The following is a 20420-nucleotide window of genomic DNA, read 5'->3' on the forward strand; positions in this document are numbered from 1 at the left end:
AAAGGGGCGGCTCAATGGGGCTATAATGGAAGGTCCGGACTATGGAGTACAGGGAGCGTCTGCCGTTGGTCTAGCAGCCGCGACCTTTGGACTGATAGTAGGCAGCATATTAGGTGGACCTATAGTGCGCAGACGTCTGAATCAGCTTGCTTAGGCGGGATGATGTCGGACTTCTTTAACGCCGTCATTATTACGGGATTTTTAAATTTCTTTACTTGATAGAGCATAAATGCTCAGATTTTTGCGTCTTTAGGGTCAGTCCCCCGTTACTTTAAATCTTTACCTGATTAGGGGGCTGACTCCGTTTTTCAGAGACGAATCCTACCGTTTGGGAATGGGGGATTTGGCCAAATTGAAGCGGGACAGAAAAACTAAAAAATAGGTAAGTCCGCGTCTTTAACATACTCTGTCGGAAGAAGACCAAGCAAGATAAACGGCTTGGTCTTTTTACCTTTCCTAGATACGGGACAGTTTGTTTTGAACATAAAACCATCCCCATTTGCTTAGTTTGATGGATTTCAACAAATGGTTGCCCATGTCCAACCTAAACAAACGTTTAGGCTTGCCAATTGGCAATTTCGGTCATTGCAGTTGTCGTTATTAAAAATAAATAACTTCTTCTTATTCATATAGAACGTTTGTTCTTGTATGATAATAACGAAGGGGATGACCAAATTGGCAATACGTGACCGAGGGAAACTAAAATGGCAACCAGCATCATTCTTACCGTTAGCCTTTGAAATGCAACGTTCGATGTTTAAGGATCAAGAGCGTCGACCTAAACCGTTAATCGACGAGAATCAGTCAGAAGAGTTCGACCAACGGATATGTTACGCAATGGAAAATAACTTAGCAGTAAGGATTACGGTATGGAACGAAGGATTTACAGAGGATTTTTCAGGGCATGTTCATTACGTTGATTCCATCACGCACCAGCTTCGTATTGAGGTGCTGCCTGGAAAGTTTGAGCGTATTGAATTTGGAAATGTTATTGGCTTGGCAGTAATTGATTCTTAAACGCCCATCCAAAAAAGAAGACATCCGATTTGTAACGGGTTCCGTTTCCTATCGCAAAACTTAAAATTACAGTCTAAAATGTACTGCATAAAGCAGTGCATTTTGTTCAATAAGCTTCTAATTATATTACACAATAAGTACCAAGTTCCTTTGTAGCTACCTTGTGAAGTGTTTTTGACATCTTCCTTTTAATATCAACGTGATAAAAAAGCCTAATTCCTCCATGTTTTTAACTAGAAATTAGGCTTAGGATCTTCCACAAACGCACCAGTTACTTTAAGTTTATTTTTTCACTAAGTTGACTTAGTAATTTTATAATTTTTATGATTGACTATGGTTGTAATTGGTTCGTCTTTTTCTTTATTGTGTCCGTACTTAACAATAACAGAATTTTCTCTTACAACCGTAACAATTCCTTCATAGCTTTTCCCTTCACGCTTAAATAAAATATTGTCCCCGATTTTAGCAGTTTCCATTTTATCACCCTGAACTTATTATTTTCAGCAAAGATAAAAAAATGCAGAAACAATTAAAATACAAGCTGTAATTATTGCAAAAAAGCAGAAGGCACCGCAACCCTTTATATAATGAATGCCCCCGTTAGTTAAATAAGGACTACTTTACTTCTAATACGAATGCATAAAAAGCATCTCCATGAGATAGGTTCTTTTCCTTTTCATCCATCCACCATACACCATAAGAATAATAATAAACTCCTTTTTGTGTTGGTACGGAAAAACTATTATCTTTAACCAAGACTTCATTTTCATTATTTCCACTAATCTGTGTAACATGGAATTCATTTGGTTTTGGTTCATAGTCCATTATAAAAGATATTCTCTCCCCAGGATTTACTTTAATATGTTCTTTTCCCTTTAAAAGATCAACAGGTCCAGCCGTATCAGCACATGTACCTTTCCAACAATAAGTGCCAAGTTTTGTTTCATACTTTTCATTACCAATTTTTACATAGACTTCTGGAGGCTTTTCTCCTGACATTCCTTCTTTTGAACACCCCATTATGGTAAGACCAAAAAGAAATAAAAATATAAGAAGACATTTGTTCATTAACAATCACCTTTATGGTTAAAGACGTATTAATTTACGCAAAGGTTACTCATTTTGTTATTAAACTAAACTGCCCCATTAGTTGAATAACTCTAACATTCTGCTTACTTATCTTAGTAATATTAACTTAGTCAAAGTGGAACAATAGTCGAAGCTATATACTTGAAAAGGAGTTAAATATGCAAAAACAAAACATCTTATTTAACCTTGATGATACATTATCATACTGTAATAGATATTTTAACCTAGTAATAGACGAGTTCGCTGACCAAATGATGGCGTGGTTTGAACAGATTACCGAGGAAGATATAAAACAGAAGCAGTTTCAACTTGATGTTGCAGCGATTAGTGAGCACGGACTAAAGTCAGATCGGTTTCCTGAGTCATTTGTTGGTACTTATAAATACTATTGTGACTTAACTGGAAGGGAAGAGAAAAAAGATGAAATCCAATATTTAAGAGAGTTGGGTTTTAAGGTATTCGAGATTCCTGTTGAACCAATTCCGTATATGAATGAAACTCTACAACGTTTAAAAGAAGAGGGACATGAATTATATTTGCATACAGGAGGAGATGAGGCTAATCAACACAGAAAAATTACTCAGTTAGAATTGACTACATATTTTGAACATCGCATTTTTATTTCGGAACATAAGGATACAACAGCTCTATCCGATATTTTAAAAACCATTAAGGCTGACCCTAATGTAACATGGATGGTTGGAAATTCATTAAGAACGGATATTGTCCCAGCACTGGAAACGGGAATCCATGCAATATACATTCCAGCAGAAAGTGATTGGAAATATAACCTGGTTGAAGTTAACGTTGAGCATAGTAGTCTTTTTATAACAGTAGATTCACTTCAAGAAGTTCCTGATGTAATTTATAAACGTATCCAAGATCCAATAATGTAAGGGGATAGAAATAACCTTATTTTAGGAGCAAGGTTTAGTACACCCCACCTTTCTTGAAAGTGGAAAGACTTCTTAACCCGCCGAGTTCCGTAGTTGGAAAATCGGCTTTTTCATTTAAATTTGTGAAGAAATATACTTAAACTAAACTGCCCCGTTAGTGCAGTAAGCATCTTTTTGAAAATATGAATAAATATTAGTGCTTATACAGGTTTGGGATTAAGTAGTGATTCATAAAATCAATAAACCTACTGCCAAAACATACATCGGTTAATTGCCAGAAACAGGCTGCCAATATTTCTGGCAGCCATGGTTGAGGATCCTTATTAGTTAACTTTTAATTTGTTCCATCAAGAACCTTCCCGTGATCGACTGTTCCTTATGGATGATCTGTGAAGGTGTGCCCTCAAACACCACCTGGCCGCCCTTGCTGCCGCCTTCCGGTCCCATATCGATGATCCAATCCGCTTGGCTGATCACATCGAGGTTGTGCTCGATGACGATCACCGTATTGCCGGCATTCACGAGGCGGTTCATGATTCCCAAAAGGTGACCGATATCTGACATATGTAGCCCGGTCGTCGGCTCGTCCATCACGTAGATGCTGCCTTTCTTATGCAGCTCGCTTGCCAGTTTGACGCGCTGGCATTCCCCGCCCGAGAGCGTGCTGAGCGGCTGGCCAAGTGTAAGATAGTTCAGCCCCACATCACTCATCGCCTGAAGCTTCTTGACAACCTCTTTTAGCTGGAAAAAATCCAATGCCTGCTCTACAGTCATCTCCAGCACATCCGCAATTGACTTGCCGTTCACCTTGTACTCAAGCACCTCTTCCTTGAACCTTCTTCCTCCGCATACTTCACATGGCACCTCCACGCTATCGAGGTAGGCAAGGTCTATAGACACAACGCCCAGCCCGTGGCAGTTCTCGCAAGCACCCTTGGAGTTGAAGCTGAACAAGCCTGGGTTGACCTTGTTCGCGGAAGCAAATGCCTTGCGCACATCATCCATAATGCCTGTGTAGGTCGCGGGATTCGAGCGTGTTGACACCCCAATCGCCGATTGGTCGATGACAATCGCATCCGGATGGTTCTTGAGGAACACTTCGTTAATTAGCGTACTCTTGCCCGAGCCTGCAACACCCGTAACGACAGTCAGCACTCCGGTTGGAATATCTACACTTACATTCCGCAGGTTGTGCAGCGTGGCAGCCTGAATGGACAGCTTGCCGGATGGCTGCCGAGGGTCTTGCTTCAGAACGAGAGGACGCTTCATATAGTTGCCTGTCAGTGTATCTGCCTCCAGCAGGCCTTGGAAGCTTCCTTCATACACGATGGTACCGCCGTGGCTGCCGGCAAGTGGCCCGACATCAACGATATGATCTGCCACCTTGATTACATCGGGATCATGCTCGACAACAATCACGGTATTGCCCTTGTCGCGCAGCTTCTGAAGCAGCCCATTTAACCGGTGTACATCACGGGGGTGCAAGCCAACGCTGGGCTCATCAAAGATGTAAGTGACATCCACCAGGCTGCCGCTCAGGTGCTTCACCATCTTGACGCGCTGCGATTCGCCGCCGGACAATGTATCTGTCTCACGGTCGAGCGTCAAGTAGTCAAGTCCGATATCCACCAGATGCTGAAGCCGTTCCGTCAGCGACTTGACGACTGGCGCTGCTGCAGGGTTGTCAATCTCCCGAATGACGCGGATGAGCTGTCCAACCTCCATGGAGGACATTTCTGCAATGTTTAGTCCATTGATTCTGCAGTTAAGCGCAGCCTGACTGAGTCTCGCACCGTGGCAGCTGGGGCAGGGACCCTCGGAGATGTACGGCGCAACCGTTTGTTGTGTACGATCGGAATACGCCTTCAGGTCCTTTTTGATGTACTTGTTGGTAAACTTCTCGATGACGCCTTCCACGGTAATATTCACTGTCTTCCCGCCAAAATTCGTCGGCACTTTCCTCGCCTTGCTATACAGCAGCTGTTCCAGCTCCTCCTCCGAATAATCACTCAACTTCTTATCGAGATTAAAGCCCAACTGCTCGAGCATGTTCAATTCCATGCTGTTCACTCCATAGCCCGGCAGCAGGATTCCCCCTTCATTCAACGACTTTGACATGTCCAGTGCCTTACTCATGTCAACGCACATCCTGCGGCCGGTCCCGTTGCATTCCGGACACATACCTTGCGGATCGTTGAACGAGAAACTTTGCGCAGGCCCAACATAGGGCTGACCCACACGCGAGAAGAGAAGACGGAGAAGCGGGGAGATATCGGTAACCGTGCCCATTGTTGAATGGGAACCGCCGCCCAAGCGTTTCTGGTCGACGATCACCGCCATGCTTAGATTTTCAATTGCGTCTGCATCCGGCTGCGGAACTCGCGGCAGAAAGGTGCGGACGAACGTACTGAAGTTTTCGTTCAGCAGACGCTGGGATTCTGCGGCGATCGTATCGAATACGATGGATGATTTGCCGGAACCGGATACACCGGTAAAAATAGTGATTTTGCGCTTGGGAATGCGCAAAGATACATCTTTAAGGTTATTTTCCCGTGCGCCGCGGATTTCTATATATTCTTGGGTCATAAGATAACTTCCTTTACTTGTATTAAGATCCTTATCGATGTAGTGCTGCAAAAGGTGATTTAGTCAGAACGGGTTCACCGTTCTCAAGAAATTGATTGTCTTTTTTTGAATAGGGTAGTACCAGCCAAGCTGTTACCACACGCAAAGCAGATGGAATATAGCAGAATGATAAATCTGTCTTTATTTATTCCTCATCTAATAAATTTTTTAAAAGTGCCACGTTTTCCTTCCAGAATTTCTCGTAAAAGGATACCCAATCTTTAATTTCCTGTAGGGGAGCTGCATTAAGTCGATACCTTGTTTCTCTACCAACCTTGCGCTCAGCAACTAGACCAGCTTCCTTAAGGATAGCCAAATGTTTGGAAACAGCAGTACGGCCCATTTGGAATTGACCGGTTAATTGGTGAAGAGGTAACTCTTCTGAATCTGCCAACAAACGTAGCAATTTACGTCTTGTTGGGTCAGCGATAGCTGCATAAACATCACGCTGATGATTTTTCTCGTTCAAAATCACCCCACCTTATAATTAGACACTAAATGGTGTCTTGATTATATGACACTAATTGGTGTCGAGTCAATTTTCATTTTTGACAAAATGGTATTAGTTTTATACTCTTATCATCAACTTTACTGTTTCAATAACCTCTCCGTACGTGGTTTAAGCGAAACCCTTCGCAATCTTCACTGTATATTTCAAATAAATTCTTAATTAAGTAACCAGCAGAAGTAAAATAACCGGAGATTTTTCGCTTAAATGTAGAATGGAACTAGTTTCGGGGTAAATAAGCGGAGGTTTTCCGATTATGCAAGGAAAAATCCCCCATTTTCGTGTTTTTCCATTTAATAGGCGGAATCTCTCCGGTTATTTAAGCTATTTTCAATGCTATTCTCTAATTAAGCGGAATTTTTCCGTCTATCTAAAAACCTTGATCTATCAATAAAAAAAGCAAAGCGAATTCCTACATTTTATTTGGCCAGATAGCGGAGTAATCTCAGTAGCTGGAAAATGTAAAAGAATAGTTCGCATACTGGAATCTTATTTGGACTACGACCAAAGTCGTATAACGATTTAGTTCATAGCCTGATGTAATATTCTAACCAAAACTTTATAATGATTAATGAATAAAGGTTTATTAAATATTACGATACGAAGAGGAGTAAATTTTAAATGGAAAATAAGGGATTCAAAATATTGATTCATGCTAGTACTTGGTTTGCACCTATACTAGTTCCCATTATCACATATTTTATTATTTCAGATCGAGAAATTAAAAGCTTATCCTTACAGGCTTTGGTATTTCATATTGTGATCGGTATTTTAATCTCAGTGTCTGCTTTTTTTTCTTGGATATTAATCGGGATTCCATTCCTCATTATTTTTGGACTCATTGCTATAATAGCTCCGATTGTTGGAATTGTTAAAGCTTTTAATGGACGTCCTTTTCGATATCCTATTATCGGATCATGGTTTGATTAAATCTATATGAATCTAATCGTTTTAATGATGATGAATAGTGGTATTTAAATCACTTCATAAACACCATGCCACCGTAATTCTTGCGAATGTTAGCTCTGCACGGATACTTGAAAAGAATAGATATGTGGGTGCATTGCTTCAATAACGTTCTTCCATAAACGGGCGCGATTGTTGAAGTTCATTAGTCTAATTCCTTGGAAAAAATGCAGAGGAATTAGACTTTTTTTGTTTTTAACCGGATAGACGGCTCTATAGTTCTTATTTTTTTGGAAGTTTAGAACGATTTCGGATTGTTAATGTAACTCAATGGAATTATTCTAAATGAATATCCAAATTTTGGGCAATTTAATTTTGGGGGGCATGTTAATGATTGTTTATCATGGTTCTATAAGGAAATTTCACCATTTTAATAAAGAAACGGTTGTTCAAAAATTAAATAATGATATCGACACGATTGGATTTTGGTTTACTTCGGATAGCGCTTCGGCGAAACCTTTTGCTATCGGAACTGAGAATGTTATTCAAAAATCAGAGACGGAATTTTGGGAGGACGGAACCCCTAAAGTGGTGCAAGTTGAAAAGCCGGTCAGAGGATTTATTTACAAAGTATTTATGGATGAACCAAATCTTAAGGAATACCAATCAGATTCTGAGGCTTCCTATGATTTGTTTATGAGGGAACGCGACCAATACTGTGATTATTTCGGATCCAGTAAAAGGAACCCCACCTGGAGGGACAAGGCTGCCCTGTTAAATAAAGAAGAAGCCAATGCGGCATTTCGAAAAAATCTTATGAACCAGAGATACGAAGGATTAGTTATACGAAACACTAAGCTGCATAACGGTGTTACCGACCTATATTGCATTTTTTCGGAAAACTCTCTTCACATTGCAGATGTGATATCAGTAGATGTATAAACAAAAGCTGCAGGATCCTGCAGCTTTAACTTATTATTGGTCACATGCAATACCATCACCGTCTCTGTCCACAAGGAGGATTATTTACCATATGCTAAATTCTTTATGTATTAGGACTGTCTTGCTATAATAAATACTACAGTTGTAAAAGTAGGGGGATTATCATGAAGCAAATTCCACAAATATCAGAAGCAGAATATGAAGTGATGAAAGTTATTTGGAACTATGAGCCGATTTCGACTCCTGAGGTTGTGGATAAATTATCGAATAAGAGTGATTGGAAGCCAAACACCATTCACACGATGCTGGCGCGCTTGGTCAAGAAAAAGGCTTTGCACGCAAGAAAAGATGGCCGGGTGTTTGTTTATACTTCACTAGTTGAAGAGAAAGAATATGTCGGGCATAAAAGTAAATCTTTTCTGCAGCAGTTTTTCGGCGGCACGTTAAATTCAATGGTGTTAAATTTAATTGAAAATGATGAGATATCGAATGAAGAAATATCGGAACTAAAGAAAATATTATCTATGAGGGATAAGAAAGAAGGAGAGAAATAATGGATACCATGCTGCTGCGGATTTTAGTAAGTACAGTCGTGGTATCCCTCCTTATTTTCTTGATTCTGTCAATCAAAAAGCTGTTAAACCATCATATGACGGTGAAAGCACATTATCATATTTGGTATTTTCTTTGCATTCCCATCCTTGCTTCTTTTTTACCTTGGAATTATGTTCGTCTTGGAGAAGGAATTCACTATTTTAAGAGCTTCCTTTTTTTTCATAAAGACATGGCATTGAAGAGTGAAAGGATAAATGGAGTGGCTGCCTCTCAGGCGCCAAACAGCGATTTATTACATGATTTCACGGTATCGGTAAACAAGTCAACGCCAGATTTCGTCTACCATACATTTTTTACGGTTTGGGTCATTGGAGTGGTTCTTATGGTTGGGGCTGCTGTTTATTCAAGCTATCAAATCCATCAAATCAAAAAGTCAGCTGCGGCTGTTCATAACGAAAAGTTAAATGATCTATTAGAAGCGTGCAAAGAGATGGTTGGGGTGAAAAGAAACATAAGGTTGCGCGAGACTTCTCTTATTTCCTCGCCGATCACGTTCGGGATCTTTCAGCCCTATATTTTTTTACCAAGCAAAACGCAAGAAGCATTCTCGTTAAATGAATTAAAATACGTGCTTTTGCACGAGCTGCATCATCATAAAAGCAAAGATCTATTCGTTAATTACGCCATGTGGATCGTTCATATTCTTTATTGGTTTAACCCATTCGTCTGGTATGCCTTAAAAAGGATTCGAATGGATCGGGAATTGGCCTGTGATGCGTCCGTTTTAAATCTCTTGGATGAGAGCGGATATATCGAATATGGATATACCATCATTCGTTTTGCAGATAAAAAGCAGGATCGTACCCTTAAACAGTTTGCTCCAGGTATAGGTGGGACAAAAAAACAAATCAAACAAAGAATCCAGTGCATTGCAAGCTTCTCTAGAGATTCTCTATTACTGAAATGGAAAAGCAAGGTCATCTGTGCTGTTTTAGGAATGGTTGTGCTATTCATTGCTCCAATCACCACCGTTATTGCCAGCCCAAATGAGGTGTATCAGTTTAACGGGAAGAATACGGCCTATGAAGATCTAAGCTCCTATTTTAAGGGCTACAAGGGCAGCTTTGTTTTATATGATTCTTCTAAAAACCAATATCAAATCTATAATCGCGAGATGAGTGAACAGAGGATTTCTCCTGATAGTACCTATAAAATATATTCTGCCTTATTTGCATTGGAATCAAATGTGATTTCTCCGAATAACAATAAACAGGTTTGGGATGGGGAAATTTATCCCTTTCCAGAATGGAATCAAAATCAAAATTTAGCGACTGCCTTAAGCCGTTCCGTGAATTGGTATTTCCAGAATACCGATCGAGAGGTAGGAAGAAAGCCGCTGCAAGATTATTTTCACAAGATAAAATACGGGAATGAGGATCTTTCAGGGGATCTGGATAGTTACTGGATGGAATCTTCCTTAAAAATATCACCCATTGAACAAGTCCAATTATTACACCAATTCGATGAAAATCAATGGGGGTTTAAAGCGGAAAATATCAAAGAGGTAAAAAAGGCACTTTTAATAGATGAACAAAAGAATGAGCGGTTGTACGGTAAAACGGGTACCGGCATGGTTAATGGCAAGAATGTAAATGGCTGGTTTATTGGCTTTGTCGATAAAGGTGATGATCGTTTTTATTTTGCCGTAAATATTCAAAATAAGGATGGTGAAGCCCAGGGAAGTAAGGCGGCGGAGATTGCCAAGCAGATTCTGCATGATAAAAAGATATATTGATAATGAACCCAGAAAGGATTACGCTTCCTTTTTGGGACTTTCTTGGATTAAATACTACAATTGTAGTATTTTCAGCATACATAGGAAAGGGCTGATACGTTTTGAAGCAAAAAGAAAATATCGTAAAAAGTAAAACTCGATGGAGATTGACTAGTCTCTTTTTCGCGGTCTTTGTACTCTTTTCCATCTTAATTCTCCGCCTGGGGTTTATTCAAATTTTAAAAGGAGAAGTCTTTGCGGCTCAAGCTGAGAAGACGGATGTGACGCCCGTCAGTTATTCTGTTCCACGCGGAAAAATATACGACACGAACGATAGGTTAGTAGTCTACAATATTCCGGAAAAGGCGATTATCTATACACCGCCAAAAAATCCGCAGCCGGGAGAATTGCTTGAACTGGCTAAAAAGTTAAATACCTTCCTGGTCATGACTGATAAAGAGATTAATAAAGTGACCAATCGGGATTTGAAAGATATCTGGCTGCTTGAACATAACAATGGTACGGATTTAATCACAAAGAAGGAGGAGAAATTATACAAACAGGAAAAGCTGAATGACAAGGATTTATATCATTTAAAATTGAATCGCATTACCGAAAGCAATCTTGAGAAAATGGATAAAAACCTGGCGGCCATCTACCGGAAACTTTCATCCGCCACCGCTTTAACTCCGACGATGGTCAAAAATGAAAATGTAACAGAAGAAGAATTTGCAAAGGTCAATGAAAATCTGGATAACCTACCGGGGGTGGATGTGACGACCGATTGGAAGAGGGGCCGCACCTACGGGGAAACGTTTTGGAATATGCTTGGAGAAGTAACGAGTGCAGAGGAAGGCCTTCCGGCAGAAAAGGTAGATTACTATACGGCTAAAGGATACAACCTGAATGACCGTGTCGGAAAAAGCTATATTGAAGAGCTTTATGATAGTGTGTTACAAGGCCAAAAGGAAAAAGTAAAAACAGTGACCGATCAAAATGGAAATGTGGTAAGTACAGAGACGGTTTCGGAAGGGAAGAGCGGTAAGGATCTGGTTCTGACCATTGATATGCAGTTTCAGGCCGAGGTGGAAAAAATCATGCAGGAAGAGTTAGTCAGTGCCATCCAAAAGCCGCATACGGATACGCTTGACACTGCCTTTGTCGTGGCCATGGAACCAAAAACTGGCCGGATTCTAGCGATGTCAGGAAAAGTGTATGACAGGAAGTCCGGAGAATTTACCGATTTTACACCGGGAACCTTCACTTATGCGTTTGAACAGGGGTCCGTTGTCAAAGGGGCCACCGTATTAACCGGATACCAAACGGGTGTCAGGAATTTCGGGGAAATAGAGCTGGATGAAGTCATGCGGTTTAAGGGCTCGGGAACCTTTTCCTCTTACCAAGTCATGAACAGAATTAACGAATTAGAGGCATTAGAGCGTTCATCAAACGTGTATATGTGGAAAACTGCGATTGAAATGATGGGGGGCAAGTATGTCCCAAATGGCACATTGAATATCGATCCGAAAAAAATTGAAACCATCCGCTATTATTTCAACCAATTTGGTTTGGGCATCCCGACCGGTATTGGTTTTGATAATGAAACGGCGGGAATTAAAGGAACCAATCCAAGCACCTACTTTCAAATAGCCATCGGACAACTAGATACTTATACACCGCTGCAAATTGCCCAGTATATCACAACGATTGCTAATGGAGGGTACCGGATGAAGCCCCAATTGGTGAAGGCGATTCGGGAGCCCAATAAGAATGGCGATGAACCGGGTAACGTAATCGATGAAATCGAACCAGTGGTGCTTAATCAGGTGGATATGAATGGGGAGATGCTTAAGCGGGTTCAACAAGGCTTCTGGCTGGTTACCCATGGTTCCAAAGGAACAGCGAGAGGATATTTTAAAGACGAACCGTACGATGCCGCGGGTAAAACCGGAACCTCGGAATCCTATAAAAATGGGGTGAAGACTTGGAATCTATCTTTTGCTGGATATGCTCCATTCGATGATCCCGAGATTGCCATTGCTGTTATTGTGCCAAATGCCTACCGTGATGGCTTTGCTCAGCCGCACAGTGCAGCTAATATCATCAGCCAGCGGGTTTTTCGGGCATATTTTGACCTTCATGAAAAAGGACAGCCAACTGCAAAATGATTGACATCTTTTTATTACAAGTGTAGTATTTAGTTTGTAATAAATACTACACTTGTAATATTACCGTGCGTAGTCTAATCTTACACATGTAATCAAATTGTAGAAAGGAGGGATTCCTTTCCTCTCCAGCATTTCGGGGCAGTTTTTTAAGAGATAGGCTCTGTTATAGATTAATGTTGATTTAACCGTGGTTGAAAAATAAACGGAAAAATTCCGTTTATATTGGGAAATACCTATATTTCCTTAAAAATAAGGGGAGTTTTTCCGTTTATATGATCGAAATCTTTGGATTTTGTCTTATTTGGAGCAGTTATTCGGAATTTCTCCGCTTATATCTGACTTCTTAATCTTCATCTATATACATTAGCCGGAAATTCTCCGCCTATGAATTCTCACACCTACACGATAATCAACAATGAATAATAACAGAGCCAAGAGATAAAAAAGTGACGCTTATTCTATTTTCAGAACTTCAAATATTAATAGAAAGAGGTAAAGACTATGAGGAAAACAAGTGATATTTTTAACATAAAAAGCTTTATAATTACCCTGCTTGTGCTAGTGGTTGCCATTGTTCCGCTAGCCGGCTGGTCGATGACTACCGATAACCTTTCTGACAAGCCCGAAAAGGTAGTCAGGAAAATACCAGCACCCCAAATACACCGTGAGTTTGCAAAACTTGAAGATAAATATGATGCCCGTCTTGGAGTCTACGCGATCGATACAGGTACAAATCGGAAGGTCTCCTATCGGCCCGAAGAGCGGTTCGCTTTCGCATCTACTTACAAAGCTCTAGCCGCAGGTGCATTGCTGCAGCATTACTCCATTGATCAACTCGACGAGTTAGTTACATACGACAGCGAGGACATCGTTACGTATTCACCCGTCACACAGCTTCACGTAGATACCGGAATGACTCTTCGGGAAGTGATCGAGGCTGCTGTTCGATATAGTGACAACACTGCAGGGAACCTTTTATTAGAGAAACTGGGAGGCCCTAAAGGATTTGAAGCAGCACTAAGGCAGATTGGCGATCACGTAACCCAAGCTGATCGCTACGAGACGGATTTGAACTCAGCTGTTCCTGGAGACAGACGTGACACGAGCACGCCAAAAGCACTAGCAACCAGCCTTCAGGCTTTCGCAGTCGGCGACGTACTCCCTGCTGAAAAACGTTCGCTCCTGACAGATTGGATGCGGGGAAATGCCACTGGAGATGCCTTGATCCGGGCTGGTGCACCAACAGGCTGGGAAGTCGCTGATAAGAGCGGGGCAGGAAGCTATGGAACGCGGAATGACATTGCGATTGTGTTGCCGCCGAATAGAGCTCCCATTGTCATCGCCGTTCTATCAAGCCGCGATACACAGAATGCCACCTATGACAATGCGTTGATCGCAGAAGCGGCCAAGGTGGCACTTAACGCTCTGAAATAGGACATATCATCAAATTTACGCATCACAATTCTCAAAACAGTTCCTGTCTTATGCTTCCGCTTAGTTGGGCATCAACTGTATTGTAAGAATCATTCTCGAATTGTTTAAAAAGACTGCACCAAAAAATACAGAAAACAAGCTTACTACAGCGGGATAACCAATATAAAAAACAGCGAAACGTTTGAATACGGATCGCTGTTTTTTTGAACTTAGTTGAACAAGGCAAAGTACCTATTGGGAGCATAAACCAAGCAGGATTAATAAATATTTTGTTGAATCTTCTTATTAAACTTTAATCAGTAAGGTGTGTGGCAGCATCATTTTTAAATTAAAAAAATGACGGAAGGGGACGTTTATGAACTTTAAATCTCCACAAATTAATCTATATGTTGATCATTTAGAGAACTCAAAAGGATTTTATCAGAAACTGGGCTTTACACAAACCTTTGTAGCGGAAATTGGTGGTAAGCCAGTACATTATGAATTAATATTGGATGGTTTCAAGTTAGGAATAGCCTCTAAAGAATCTGCAAAAGAAATTCATGGGTTAAACCCTGGTCAAAATATGGGGTGTGAAATTGTTGTGTGGACAGAAGATACCGATTCAGCCATCCAGTATTTAATTGAAAATGGTGCGACTATGTTATCTCAACCTCATAATTTTTTAAATGATCTAAGGTCGGGTTGGGTACAAGACCCTGATGGAAACCCAATACAAATCGTTTGTAAAAGAAAAATATAAGTTTCTTCAACTAAAGGGTGCGTTGATCTAAATAGGATTAATGCCTTCTCTCATATTGCTATTTGAAAATTCTATAATTTGTTATGATGTACTTTGTAAGTAAAGTAATTAGAGTATACAGAGGGAGTGCTTAAAAATATGGAATACATAACACTTAATAATAGGTTGAAAATGCCAATTGTAGGTACAGGAACCAATACTTATGGAAAAGAAAATAACGAGTATAACGGGGCATTAACAAATGAAATTCCTGAACTCCTATCAGCACTTGAGTTAGGTTACCGTTCAATAGACGCAGCCATCATGTATCGAAACGAAGAACTTGTCGGAAGAGTTTTAGCAGAAAGTACAGTGCCTCGAGAAGAGTTATTCATTACGACAAAAGTTCCAGCCAACGAAGAATATATTTCTTCAAAGGAAGCTACTCGAGCAGCAATCGATAACAGTCTAAAAAACTTCCAAACAGATTATCTAGACCTGCTTCTTATTCACTTCCCTATCGAAGACAAAGTACAACTTAAAAACACTTGGGAAGTCTTTGAAGAATATTACGAAGCGGGCAAACTAAAAGCAATCGGCGTTTCAAACTTTGGAAAAAATCATCTGGATGAATTGAAAAAATTCGCTAAAGTGAAGCCGGCTATTAATCAAATACAAGTTAACTTAAAAGAACCTAACAAAGATCTCCTTGCCGTATTAAAAGACGAGGGCATTACACCTGTTGCATGGGGTCCTATGAAAGCCGAAGCCCATCAAAAAGAAGTTTTGGATGAAATCGGTAAAGCCTATAAAAAATCTGGTGCACAAGTCTTATTAAAATACCAAATCGGGCGCGGTGTAATCGTTATTCCTAAATCTCACAGCCGTGAAAATCAAGCATCTAATATAGATCTTTTCGATTTCGTATTATCTGCAAAGGATATAGAAAAAATTGAAAACTTATATTAGTTATTCCTTCATCCTAGTGATATGGATAATATCGCTAGGATTTTGATTTTTTTCAAAACAATGAGATTGGTACCGTTTTTTATTGAACTAACGGGGCAGGATAGTGTAAAAGAAATTAAACAATTTAAGAGAAATGGTTGAAAGTGTCTACTTTGGCCCACCTTTTAAATGTAATGAATGATTAATCATCCAGCATATAAAAAAAGGCAAGCACAACAAATGCTTACCTTTTACGTTCTCAATGTGAATTAGATGTTACTTTATGAAATATTCAACGCTTATGTTAAAGTGGCATTCTTAATGATTTTAATTTAGAATCCATCTTATTAAACATGAATGTAGCTTTAATTAACAAAGCAGCTACTGCTGATAATAAGCTAAGAAGAATATTCAAAGTATATCCCTCCACATTGATATTTAGTGTTAAATGTAACACTAGTGTAATTATTATCTGTCCAAAGACCTGAATTATTCAGTTCGATTAATTAATTGATTTCTATCTTCTGTTTGTGGCGGTTCTTCATACCATCCGTTTTTAAACATAATTTCAAGTCCTTCTTGTCCATAAAAAAAGACATCTTTGGCTAGTAACGCTGTTTTTAAGGATATATCATTTCTTAATGTAAAAAATGTCCCAAAGCTATTACCGACAATACTAAATCCATTAAGAAGGTCGATGCAAAACATCATTAGCTTATCTGAAAAGGGGGCAACAGTTGAAGTTGTTACCGTACTTCCTATCGTAGCGGAAAACTGAATATCACTTTCTAATAGTAAATCTTGAAAAGTTTTTATATGCTTTTTGGAGAGTTCTTTACCTTTTTCAAAATATTGCCTAACCTCTTTGTTCTTTGCACTTTGGGCAAATCCAGTAATAAGTTGCATTCCAATGTTATTCACTTCAATTCCATAATGAAGTAACCCTAATTCAATAGCATTTAATGGTCTTTTTTCACTAAATGGTTTAAATCCACTCATATAGCGTTTGCTTTCAATAAATTCAGTTCTTTTAGGCAGAGTTATTATAGGAGGGCGAGTTAAAATCCCCTTTTTTAGTAAATAAACGGTTGCCAATTTATAACACTTGTGGGTAATTGCAGTCAGACCTTCATAAATTGTCATTATATCTATTCGGTATGCCATATTCATATTAATGGTATACATACCCATACTGACTTCTTTTAAAATGCGAAGGAACATTATGTCAAATCCGTTGTCAAATAGCTTGGGGGCATCTAAATTAACATCTTCTTTTGTAAATCCTTTAGGAACGACTGCACCTTCACTTTCAAAAATCCCTTCTATCAACTCCATATAATAATCCAATTCTTGACACATCATACCCATCATATTTTTAGCTTCTTGGTCATCTGCTTTTTCTAAAAAGTATTCTAAAATTCTTAGAATCATTGTTTTTTCTTGATATGTAAGCCATAGCATACCTAATTCAGATGAACTTAACGGTTCTTTAGTCTTAAACACTTTAATCCTCCATTAACATTTTTTAACTAAAGTATGTTTCAAGATAGTGTAAATTATTACGTATTATTACAAATTAGAGTAAAACAGATAACATTTCTGCCAAGTATATTTAATCCTTATAAGGTGAAGTGGTTTATCTCTATTCAAATTTCTTCTTTTAATCTCGGTCAATACAATTTTGGCAACAAAATTGACTGTTTCGGCAGTCCTTTTTTATTACCGTTATTAAACGGGGCAGAAGAGTTTAAGAAGAACACGTTGATTAGACAATATAAATTTTGTTTTTAATAAGGAAAATAATGTTAAAATGTAGTTATCAGACAATTTTTGGGAGTGACCTTTAGTGCTGAAATTCGTTGATGACTTAGCAGGTGCTGTATATGCTGTTTTTAAATTTATTATAAGGTCGATTAGCTATTTGCTAGCAGGGATGATAATTGTTGCGGTTACAATGTATCTAATTATTTGGGTATTCGGTTTATTTCAGTAATTATATTCAATTAACGGAAGCAAAAACTCTGAAGATTTGTCAATCGACATCTAGCTATTTGCTTCTTTAACACTATTATAATACGATTACTTTCGGCTGTGCCGAGATATCAATACTGTTTCTTAAGGTATTGCCGATGAAGCAGGCCTTATCTGCCCGGAAGGCAATTTCCTCTAATTTACCCACAGTAACACCTGAACCGGCTTTAATCGAAATGACCGGTTTGTGGATTATTTGTTTATCCATTAGAATCAGAGCTGCATTAGGAATGGCTGGCAAATTGGGATAGACCCCTTAGAATAGTAACCAATAAGCGGAGGTTTTCCGCCTATTTGCAAAATAGAGCTCTTTTTTGGAATAGATAAGCGGAGATTTTCTGGTTGTGCAAAGAAAAGTTCCCTGTTTTTGCGGTTTAAATTCAATTAATCGGAATTTCTCCGTCTATTTCAGCTCATTTACATCCAATTTCCCAATTAGGCGGGATTCCTCCGTCTATTTGGTAGAACGAGACTTAAAAAAGGCAGCAAAAAGCAACAAAGTCTTAGAAAAGACCACATTTTAAAAATGTGGTCTTTTCTGTATATCTATTCGAGATAAAAAAGTGCCTGTCACCACCCGCATTTTGTCGATTCTTCGACATTATTCGGGGAGTGACAGGCACTGCTCTTTATAAATACAGATAATTTCGAAAATTTACTTTACCAGACAGCTGTATCTTGATAAAGTAAAAGAGACAGCCTTATTTGGCTGTTAAGCATTTTATTAACGTGAACATAAGCTAATTTCACTGTAGATAGAAGTTAGAACAAATGCACTCTATAACATTGGTTTTTACCATTCCAATTCATTTTTCGTCCGTTGTAAGCGTTGTCAAAATTAAATGGTAATTGTTTTCCGCTTGGAAAGGGGGAGGGGAGCTTAAGATGGATCATACTATTCTTTTGAATCGCACTTGGGAGAGATTTGTGAAAGAAGATGTATTGGATTCGAGCAGAATTTCTAAACAAATTCTTGAATCTTGGTACAGATGTAAAGAGAGTAACGTAGATCCTTATTTAGTCAAAGGCAAGACAGTATTGTTCGGTGACGATTATTTCAGTAAAGTATCAGAAAATGAAACGTTATTAAAAATAGCCACTCCTTATCTTCAATCCTTATGGAGATCCATCAAAGATAAATCTAGAATTATTATGCTTACTGATGCTGACGGTTATGTTTTAAAGGTGATAAGAGATAGCATAATCGATCCGATCTGTAACCAATTAAACCTCATTGAGGGTGTAAAGTGGACCGAAAAAGAAGTCGGGACGAATGCCATTGGAACTGCACTGGCAATAGAGGAACCCATTCATGTCGTCGGGAAAGAACACTATTCACTCCTATCACAAAACTGGACATGTTCAGCTGCCCCGATTAAAAACTCACGTGGTGAGGTAATTGGAGTTTTAGATATATCTAAGAACCAGCCATATTACGAATTCGATATTTATAGTCTCGCTGTTTCGACAGCATATGCCATTGAATCAGAGTGGAAACTGCAGGAACAAAGAGATCGGATTACCTTGGTAGAACAATTTCTGCAGTTTAAACAAAAGGGCAATGAACAAATGATGATCTCAGATATAAATGGTTATTTTGTTACTGCTAGTGATTCAATCATGAAAATCATAAGAGATGGTAATAACCCCTATGATTTTGAAGTGAAAAACCTGAAAGATTTTGGAATAAAAATTTTAACAAAGCAGCCTCTTTATTCAGGTGATCATCGATTAATTGGATTCCAACATTTAGTGAAGCATGTAAATGAGAATTCTAATAATTATTTTTCTGCAGTAGAAAACTTTACCTTTATAGGGGAACAAGGAAATAGTATCGCTTTTAGAAAGATTCTAAGTGAGATGAAAAAAGCGGCAAAATCCAATGTTACGGTTGCTATTTATGGAGAAAGCGGAACAGGGAAAGAAGTGGTGGCTAAGTCGATTCATCTAAATAGCGACAGAAAAAACCAGCCCTTTGTTGCCGTTAATTGTGGGGCTATTCCAAAGGAATTATTAGAAAGTGAATTATTTGGTTATGTAGAAGGCGCCTTTACAGGGGCTAGAAAAAAAGGGTACGAAGGAAAATTTGTTCAGGCCAATAAAGGAACCATATTTTTAGATGAAATTGGAGAAATGCCATTTTCCATGCAGATAGCCTTATTAAGAGTCCTTCAAGAGAAAGAAGTGGTACCAATTGGTTCGGAAAAGCCTATACCTGTTGATGTAAGAATTATCACAGCGACCAATAAAAAATTAGAAGAACTAGTTAGGCGTGGTGAATTTAGACAAGATTTATACTATCGTATCCATGTATTTGATCTTAAAATACCGCCACTAAGTGAAAGGAAACAGGATATACCTGAGCTGGTTAAGTATTTTTTTAAGTCTAAAAATATAAATCTTACTATCTCATCAACTATTATGGATAAATTGACGACGTATTCCTGGCCCGGCAATATCAGGGAACTATTTAATGTCTTGGAAAAAATGACGATCTTATCTGAAGGGAAATCACTGAAGCTTTCACACTTGCCTTCTTATATTAAAGAAAGCCATGACAATCCTAGCACACCAATAGAACCTAAAGTAGAGTCAACAAATAAGTTAGAGGGGGGATTTTATTCAAACAATCATAAGCTTCAAAAAGAAAACATGATAAAAGCTCTTCAGAGTACGAATGGCAATATAAGAGAAGCTGCCTCGTTAATTGGAATGCCTTTAAGTACGTTTTACCGTAAAATGAAAAAGTTTAATATTTAAAGAAAAAATATGTTTCATAGCCAAATTCAATATATATTGGTTTTGG

General features: G+C 38.8%; 19 protein-coding genes. 13 read left to right on the plus strand and 6 right to left on the minus strand.

Annotated elements, in window-relative coordinates; genetic code table 11:
- Nucleotides 1-25 precede the first annotated feature (25 nt).
- Together ACNQGS_RS11070 and ACNQGS_RS11075 are read left to right on the plus strand one after the other, a co-directional pair.
- Nucleotides 26-154 carry a sodium/glutamate symporter gene (locus ACNQGS_RS11070; RefSeq protein ID WP_491487341.1) on the plus strand — a complete coding sequence of 43 codons (129 nt, stop codon included), beginning with the start codon at nucleotides 26-28 and terminating at the stop codon, nucleotides 152-154.
- A gap of 494 nt (nucleotides 155-648) precedes the next feature.
- A complete protein-coding gene (locus ACNQGS_RS11075; protein WP_491487342.1) occupies nucleotides 649-1017 on the plus strand; it encodes a YolD-like family protein in 369 nt (122 codons plus the stop codon).
- Between the two features lie 293 nt (nucleotides 1018-1310).
- Here the strand turns inward: ACNQGS_RS11075 and ACNQGS_RS11080 are convergent, their stop codons facing one another.
- Nucleotides 1311-1493 (minus strand): DUF2187 family protein, encoded by a 183-nt coding sequence (locus ACNQGS_RS11080; protein ID WP_491487343.1) that lies wholly within the window; start codon nucleotides 1491-1493, stop codon nucleotides 1311-1313.
- A gap of 139 nt (nucleotides 1494-1632) precedes the next feature.
- Complete coding sequence (locus tag ACNQGS_RS11085) at nucleotides 1633-2085, minus strand: hypothetical protein (RefSeq protein ID WP_491487344.1); 453 nt, start codon at nucleotides 2083-2085, stop codon at nucleotides 1633-1635.
- A gap of 179 nt (nucleotides 2086-2264) precedes the next feature.
- Here ACNQGS_RS11085 and ACNQGS_RS11090 point away from each other — a divergent pair, with 179 nt between their 5' ends.
- Entirely contained in the window at nucleotides 2265-3002 is a 738-nt protein-coding gene (locus ACNQGS_RS11090; RefSeq protein WP_491487345.1) for an HAD family hydrolase, read from the plus strand.
- A 327-nt stretch (nucleotides 3003-3329) separates the two neighbouring features.
- Here the strand turns inward: ACNQGS_RS11090 and ACNQGS_RS11095 are convergent, their stop codons facing one another.
- Together ACNQGS_RS11095 and ACNQGS_RS11100 are read right to left on the minus strand one after the other, a co-directional pair.
- Nucleotides 3330-5588 (minus strand): ATP-binding cassette domain-containing protein, encoded by a 2259-nt coding sequence (locus ACNQGS_RS11095; RefSeq protein ID WP_491487346.1) that lies wholly within the window; start codon nucleotides 5586-5588, stop codon nucleotides 3330-3332.
- A 184-nt stretch (nucleotides 5589-5772) separates the two neighbouring features.
- Entirely contained in the window at nucleotides 5773-6096 is a 324-nt protein-coding gene (locus ACNQGS_RS11100; protein WP_491487347.1) for an ArsR/SmtB family transcription factor, read from the minus strand.
- 660 nt (nucleotides 6097-6756) lie between these two features.
- On the opposite strand from ACNQGS_RS11100, the gene ACNQGS_RS11105 reads away from it, so the two are divergent.
- The 8 genes from ACNQGS_RS11105 to ACNQGS_RS11140 all read left to right on the plus strand — a co-directional run bounded on the left by ACNQGS_RS11105 (nucleotide 6757) and on the right by ACNQGS_RS11140 (nucleotide 15604).
- Nucleotides 6757-7065: a magnetosome magnetite crystal formation protein family gene (locus ACNQGS_RS11105; RefSeq protein ID WP_491487348.1), complete on the plus strand. Its 309-nt coding sequence runs from the start codon at nucleotides 6757-6759 to the stop codon at nucleotides 7063-7065.
- Between the two features lie 366 nt (nucleotides 7066-7431).
- Complete coding sequence (locus ACNQGS_RS11110; RefSeq protein ID WP_491487349.1) at nucleotides 7432-7983, plus strand: hypothetical protein; 552 nt, start codon at nucleotides 7432-7434, stop codon at nucleotides 7981-7983.
- Nucleotides 7984-8147: 164 nt separating this feature from the next.
- Nucleotides 8148-8537 carry a BlaI/MecI/CopY family transcriptional regulator gene (locus ACNQGS_RS11115; protein WP_491487350.1) on the plus strand — a complete coding sequence of 130 codons (390 nt, stop codon included), beginning with the start codon at nucleotides 8148-8150 and terminating at the stop codon, nucleotides 8535-8537.
- Nucleotides 8537-10333, plus strand: coding sequence for a BlaR1 family beta-lactam sensor/signal transducer (locus tag ACNQGS_RS11120; RefSeq protein WP_491487351.1), 1797 nt, complete (start codon nucleotides 8537-8539; stop codon nucleotides 10331-10333). Before ACNQGS_RS11115 ends, ACNQGS_RS11120 begins: the two co-directional genes overlap by 1 nt.
- A gap of 101 nt (nucleotides 10334-10434) precedes the next feature.
- Nucleotides 10435-12480 carry a peptidoglycan D,D-transpeptidase FtsI family protein gene (locus ACNQGS_RS11125; RefSeq protein ID WP_491487352.1) on the plus strand — a complete coding sequence of 682 codons (2046 nt, stop codon included), beginning with the start codon at nucleotides 10435-10437 and terminating at the stop codon, nucleotides 12478-12480.
- Between the two features lie 501 nt (nucleotides 12481-12981).
- Nucleotides 12982-13914 carry a class A beta-lactamase gene (gene bla, locus ACNQGS_RS11130; RefSeq protein ID WP_491487353.1) on the plus strand — a complete coding sequence of 311 codons (933 nt, stop codon included), beginning with the start codon at nucleotides 12982-12984 and terminating at the stop codon, nucleotides 13912-13914.
- A 355-nt stretch (nucleotides 13915-14269) separates the two neighbouring features.
- Nucleotides 14270-14656, plus strand: coding sequence for a VOC family protein (locus tag ACNQGS_RS11135; protein ID WP_491487354.1), 387 nt, complete (start codon nucleotides 14270-14272; stop codon nucleotides 14654-14656).
- A 138-nt stretch (nucleotides 14657-14794) separates the two neighbouring features.
- Nucleotides 14795-15604 (plus strand): aldo/keto reductase, encoded by an 810-nt coding sequence (locus ACNQGS_RS11140; RefSeq protein ID WP_491487355.1) that lies wholly within the window; start codon nucleotides 14795-14797, stop codon nucleotides 15602-15604.
- Nucleotides 15605-16072: 468 nt separating this feature from the next.
- Here ACNQGS_RS11140 and ACNQGS_RS11145 read toward each other — a convergent pair whose 3' ends face one another.
- On the minus strand, nucleotides 16073-17086 hold the full coding sequence (locus tag ACNQGS_RS11145) for a DUF3231 family protein (RefSeq protein WP_491487356.1): 1014 nt from the start codon (nucleotides 17084-17086) through the stop codon (nucleotides 16073-16075).
- A gap of 343 nt (nucleotides 17087-17429) precedes the next feature.
- On the opposite strand from ACNQGS_RS11145, the gene ACNQGS_RS11150 reads away from it, so the two are divergent.
- On the plus strand, nucleotides 17430-17576 hold the full coding sequence (locus tag ACNQGS_RS11150) for a hypothetical protein (RefSeq protein ID WP_491487357.1): 147 nt from the start codon (nucleotides 17430-17432) through the stop codon (nucleotides 17574-17576).
- Nucleotides 17577-17651: 75 nt separating this feature from the next.
- On the opposite strand, the gene ACNQGS_RS11155 is transcribed toward ACNQGS_RS11150, so the two are convergent.
- Nucleotides 17652-17822, minus strand: a complete 171-nt coding sequence (locus tag ACNQGS_RS11155; RefSeq protein WP_491487358.1) for a hypothetical protein — start codon at nucleotides 17820-17822, stop codon at nucleotides 17652-17654.
- Between the two features lie 677 nt (nucleotides 17823-18499).
- Between ACNQGS_RS11155 and ACNQGS_RS11160 the strand changes: the two genes are divergently transcribed.
- Nucleotides 18500-20374, plus strand: a complete 1875-nt coding sequence (locus ACNQGS_RS11160) for a sigma-54-dependent Fis family transcriptional regulator (RefSeq protein ID WP_491487359.1) — start codon at nucleotides 18500-18502, stop codon at nucleotides 20372-20374.
- Nucleotides 20375-20420 lie beyond the last annotated feature (46 nt).

Source organism: Neobacillus sp. PVCKKU3 (assembly GCF_058323225.1).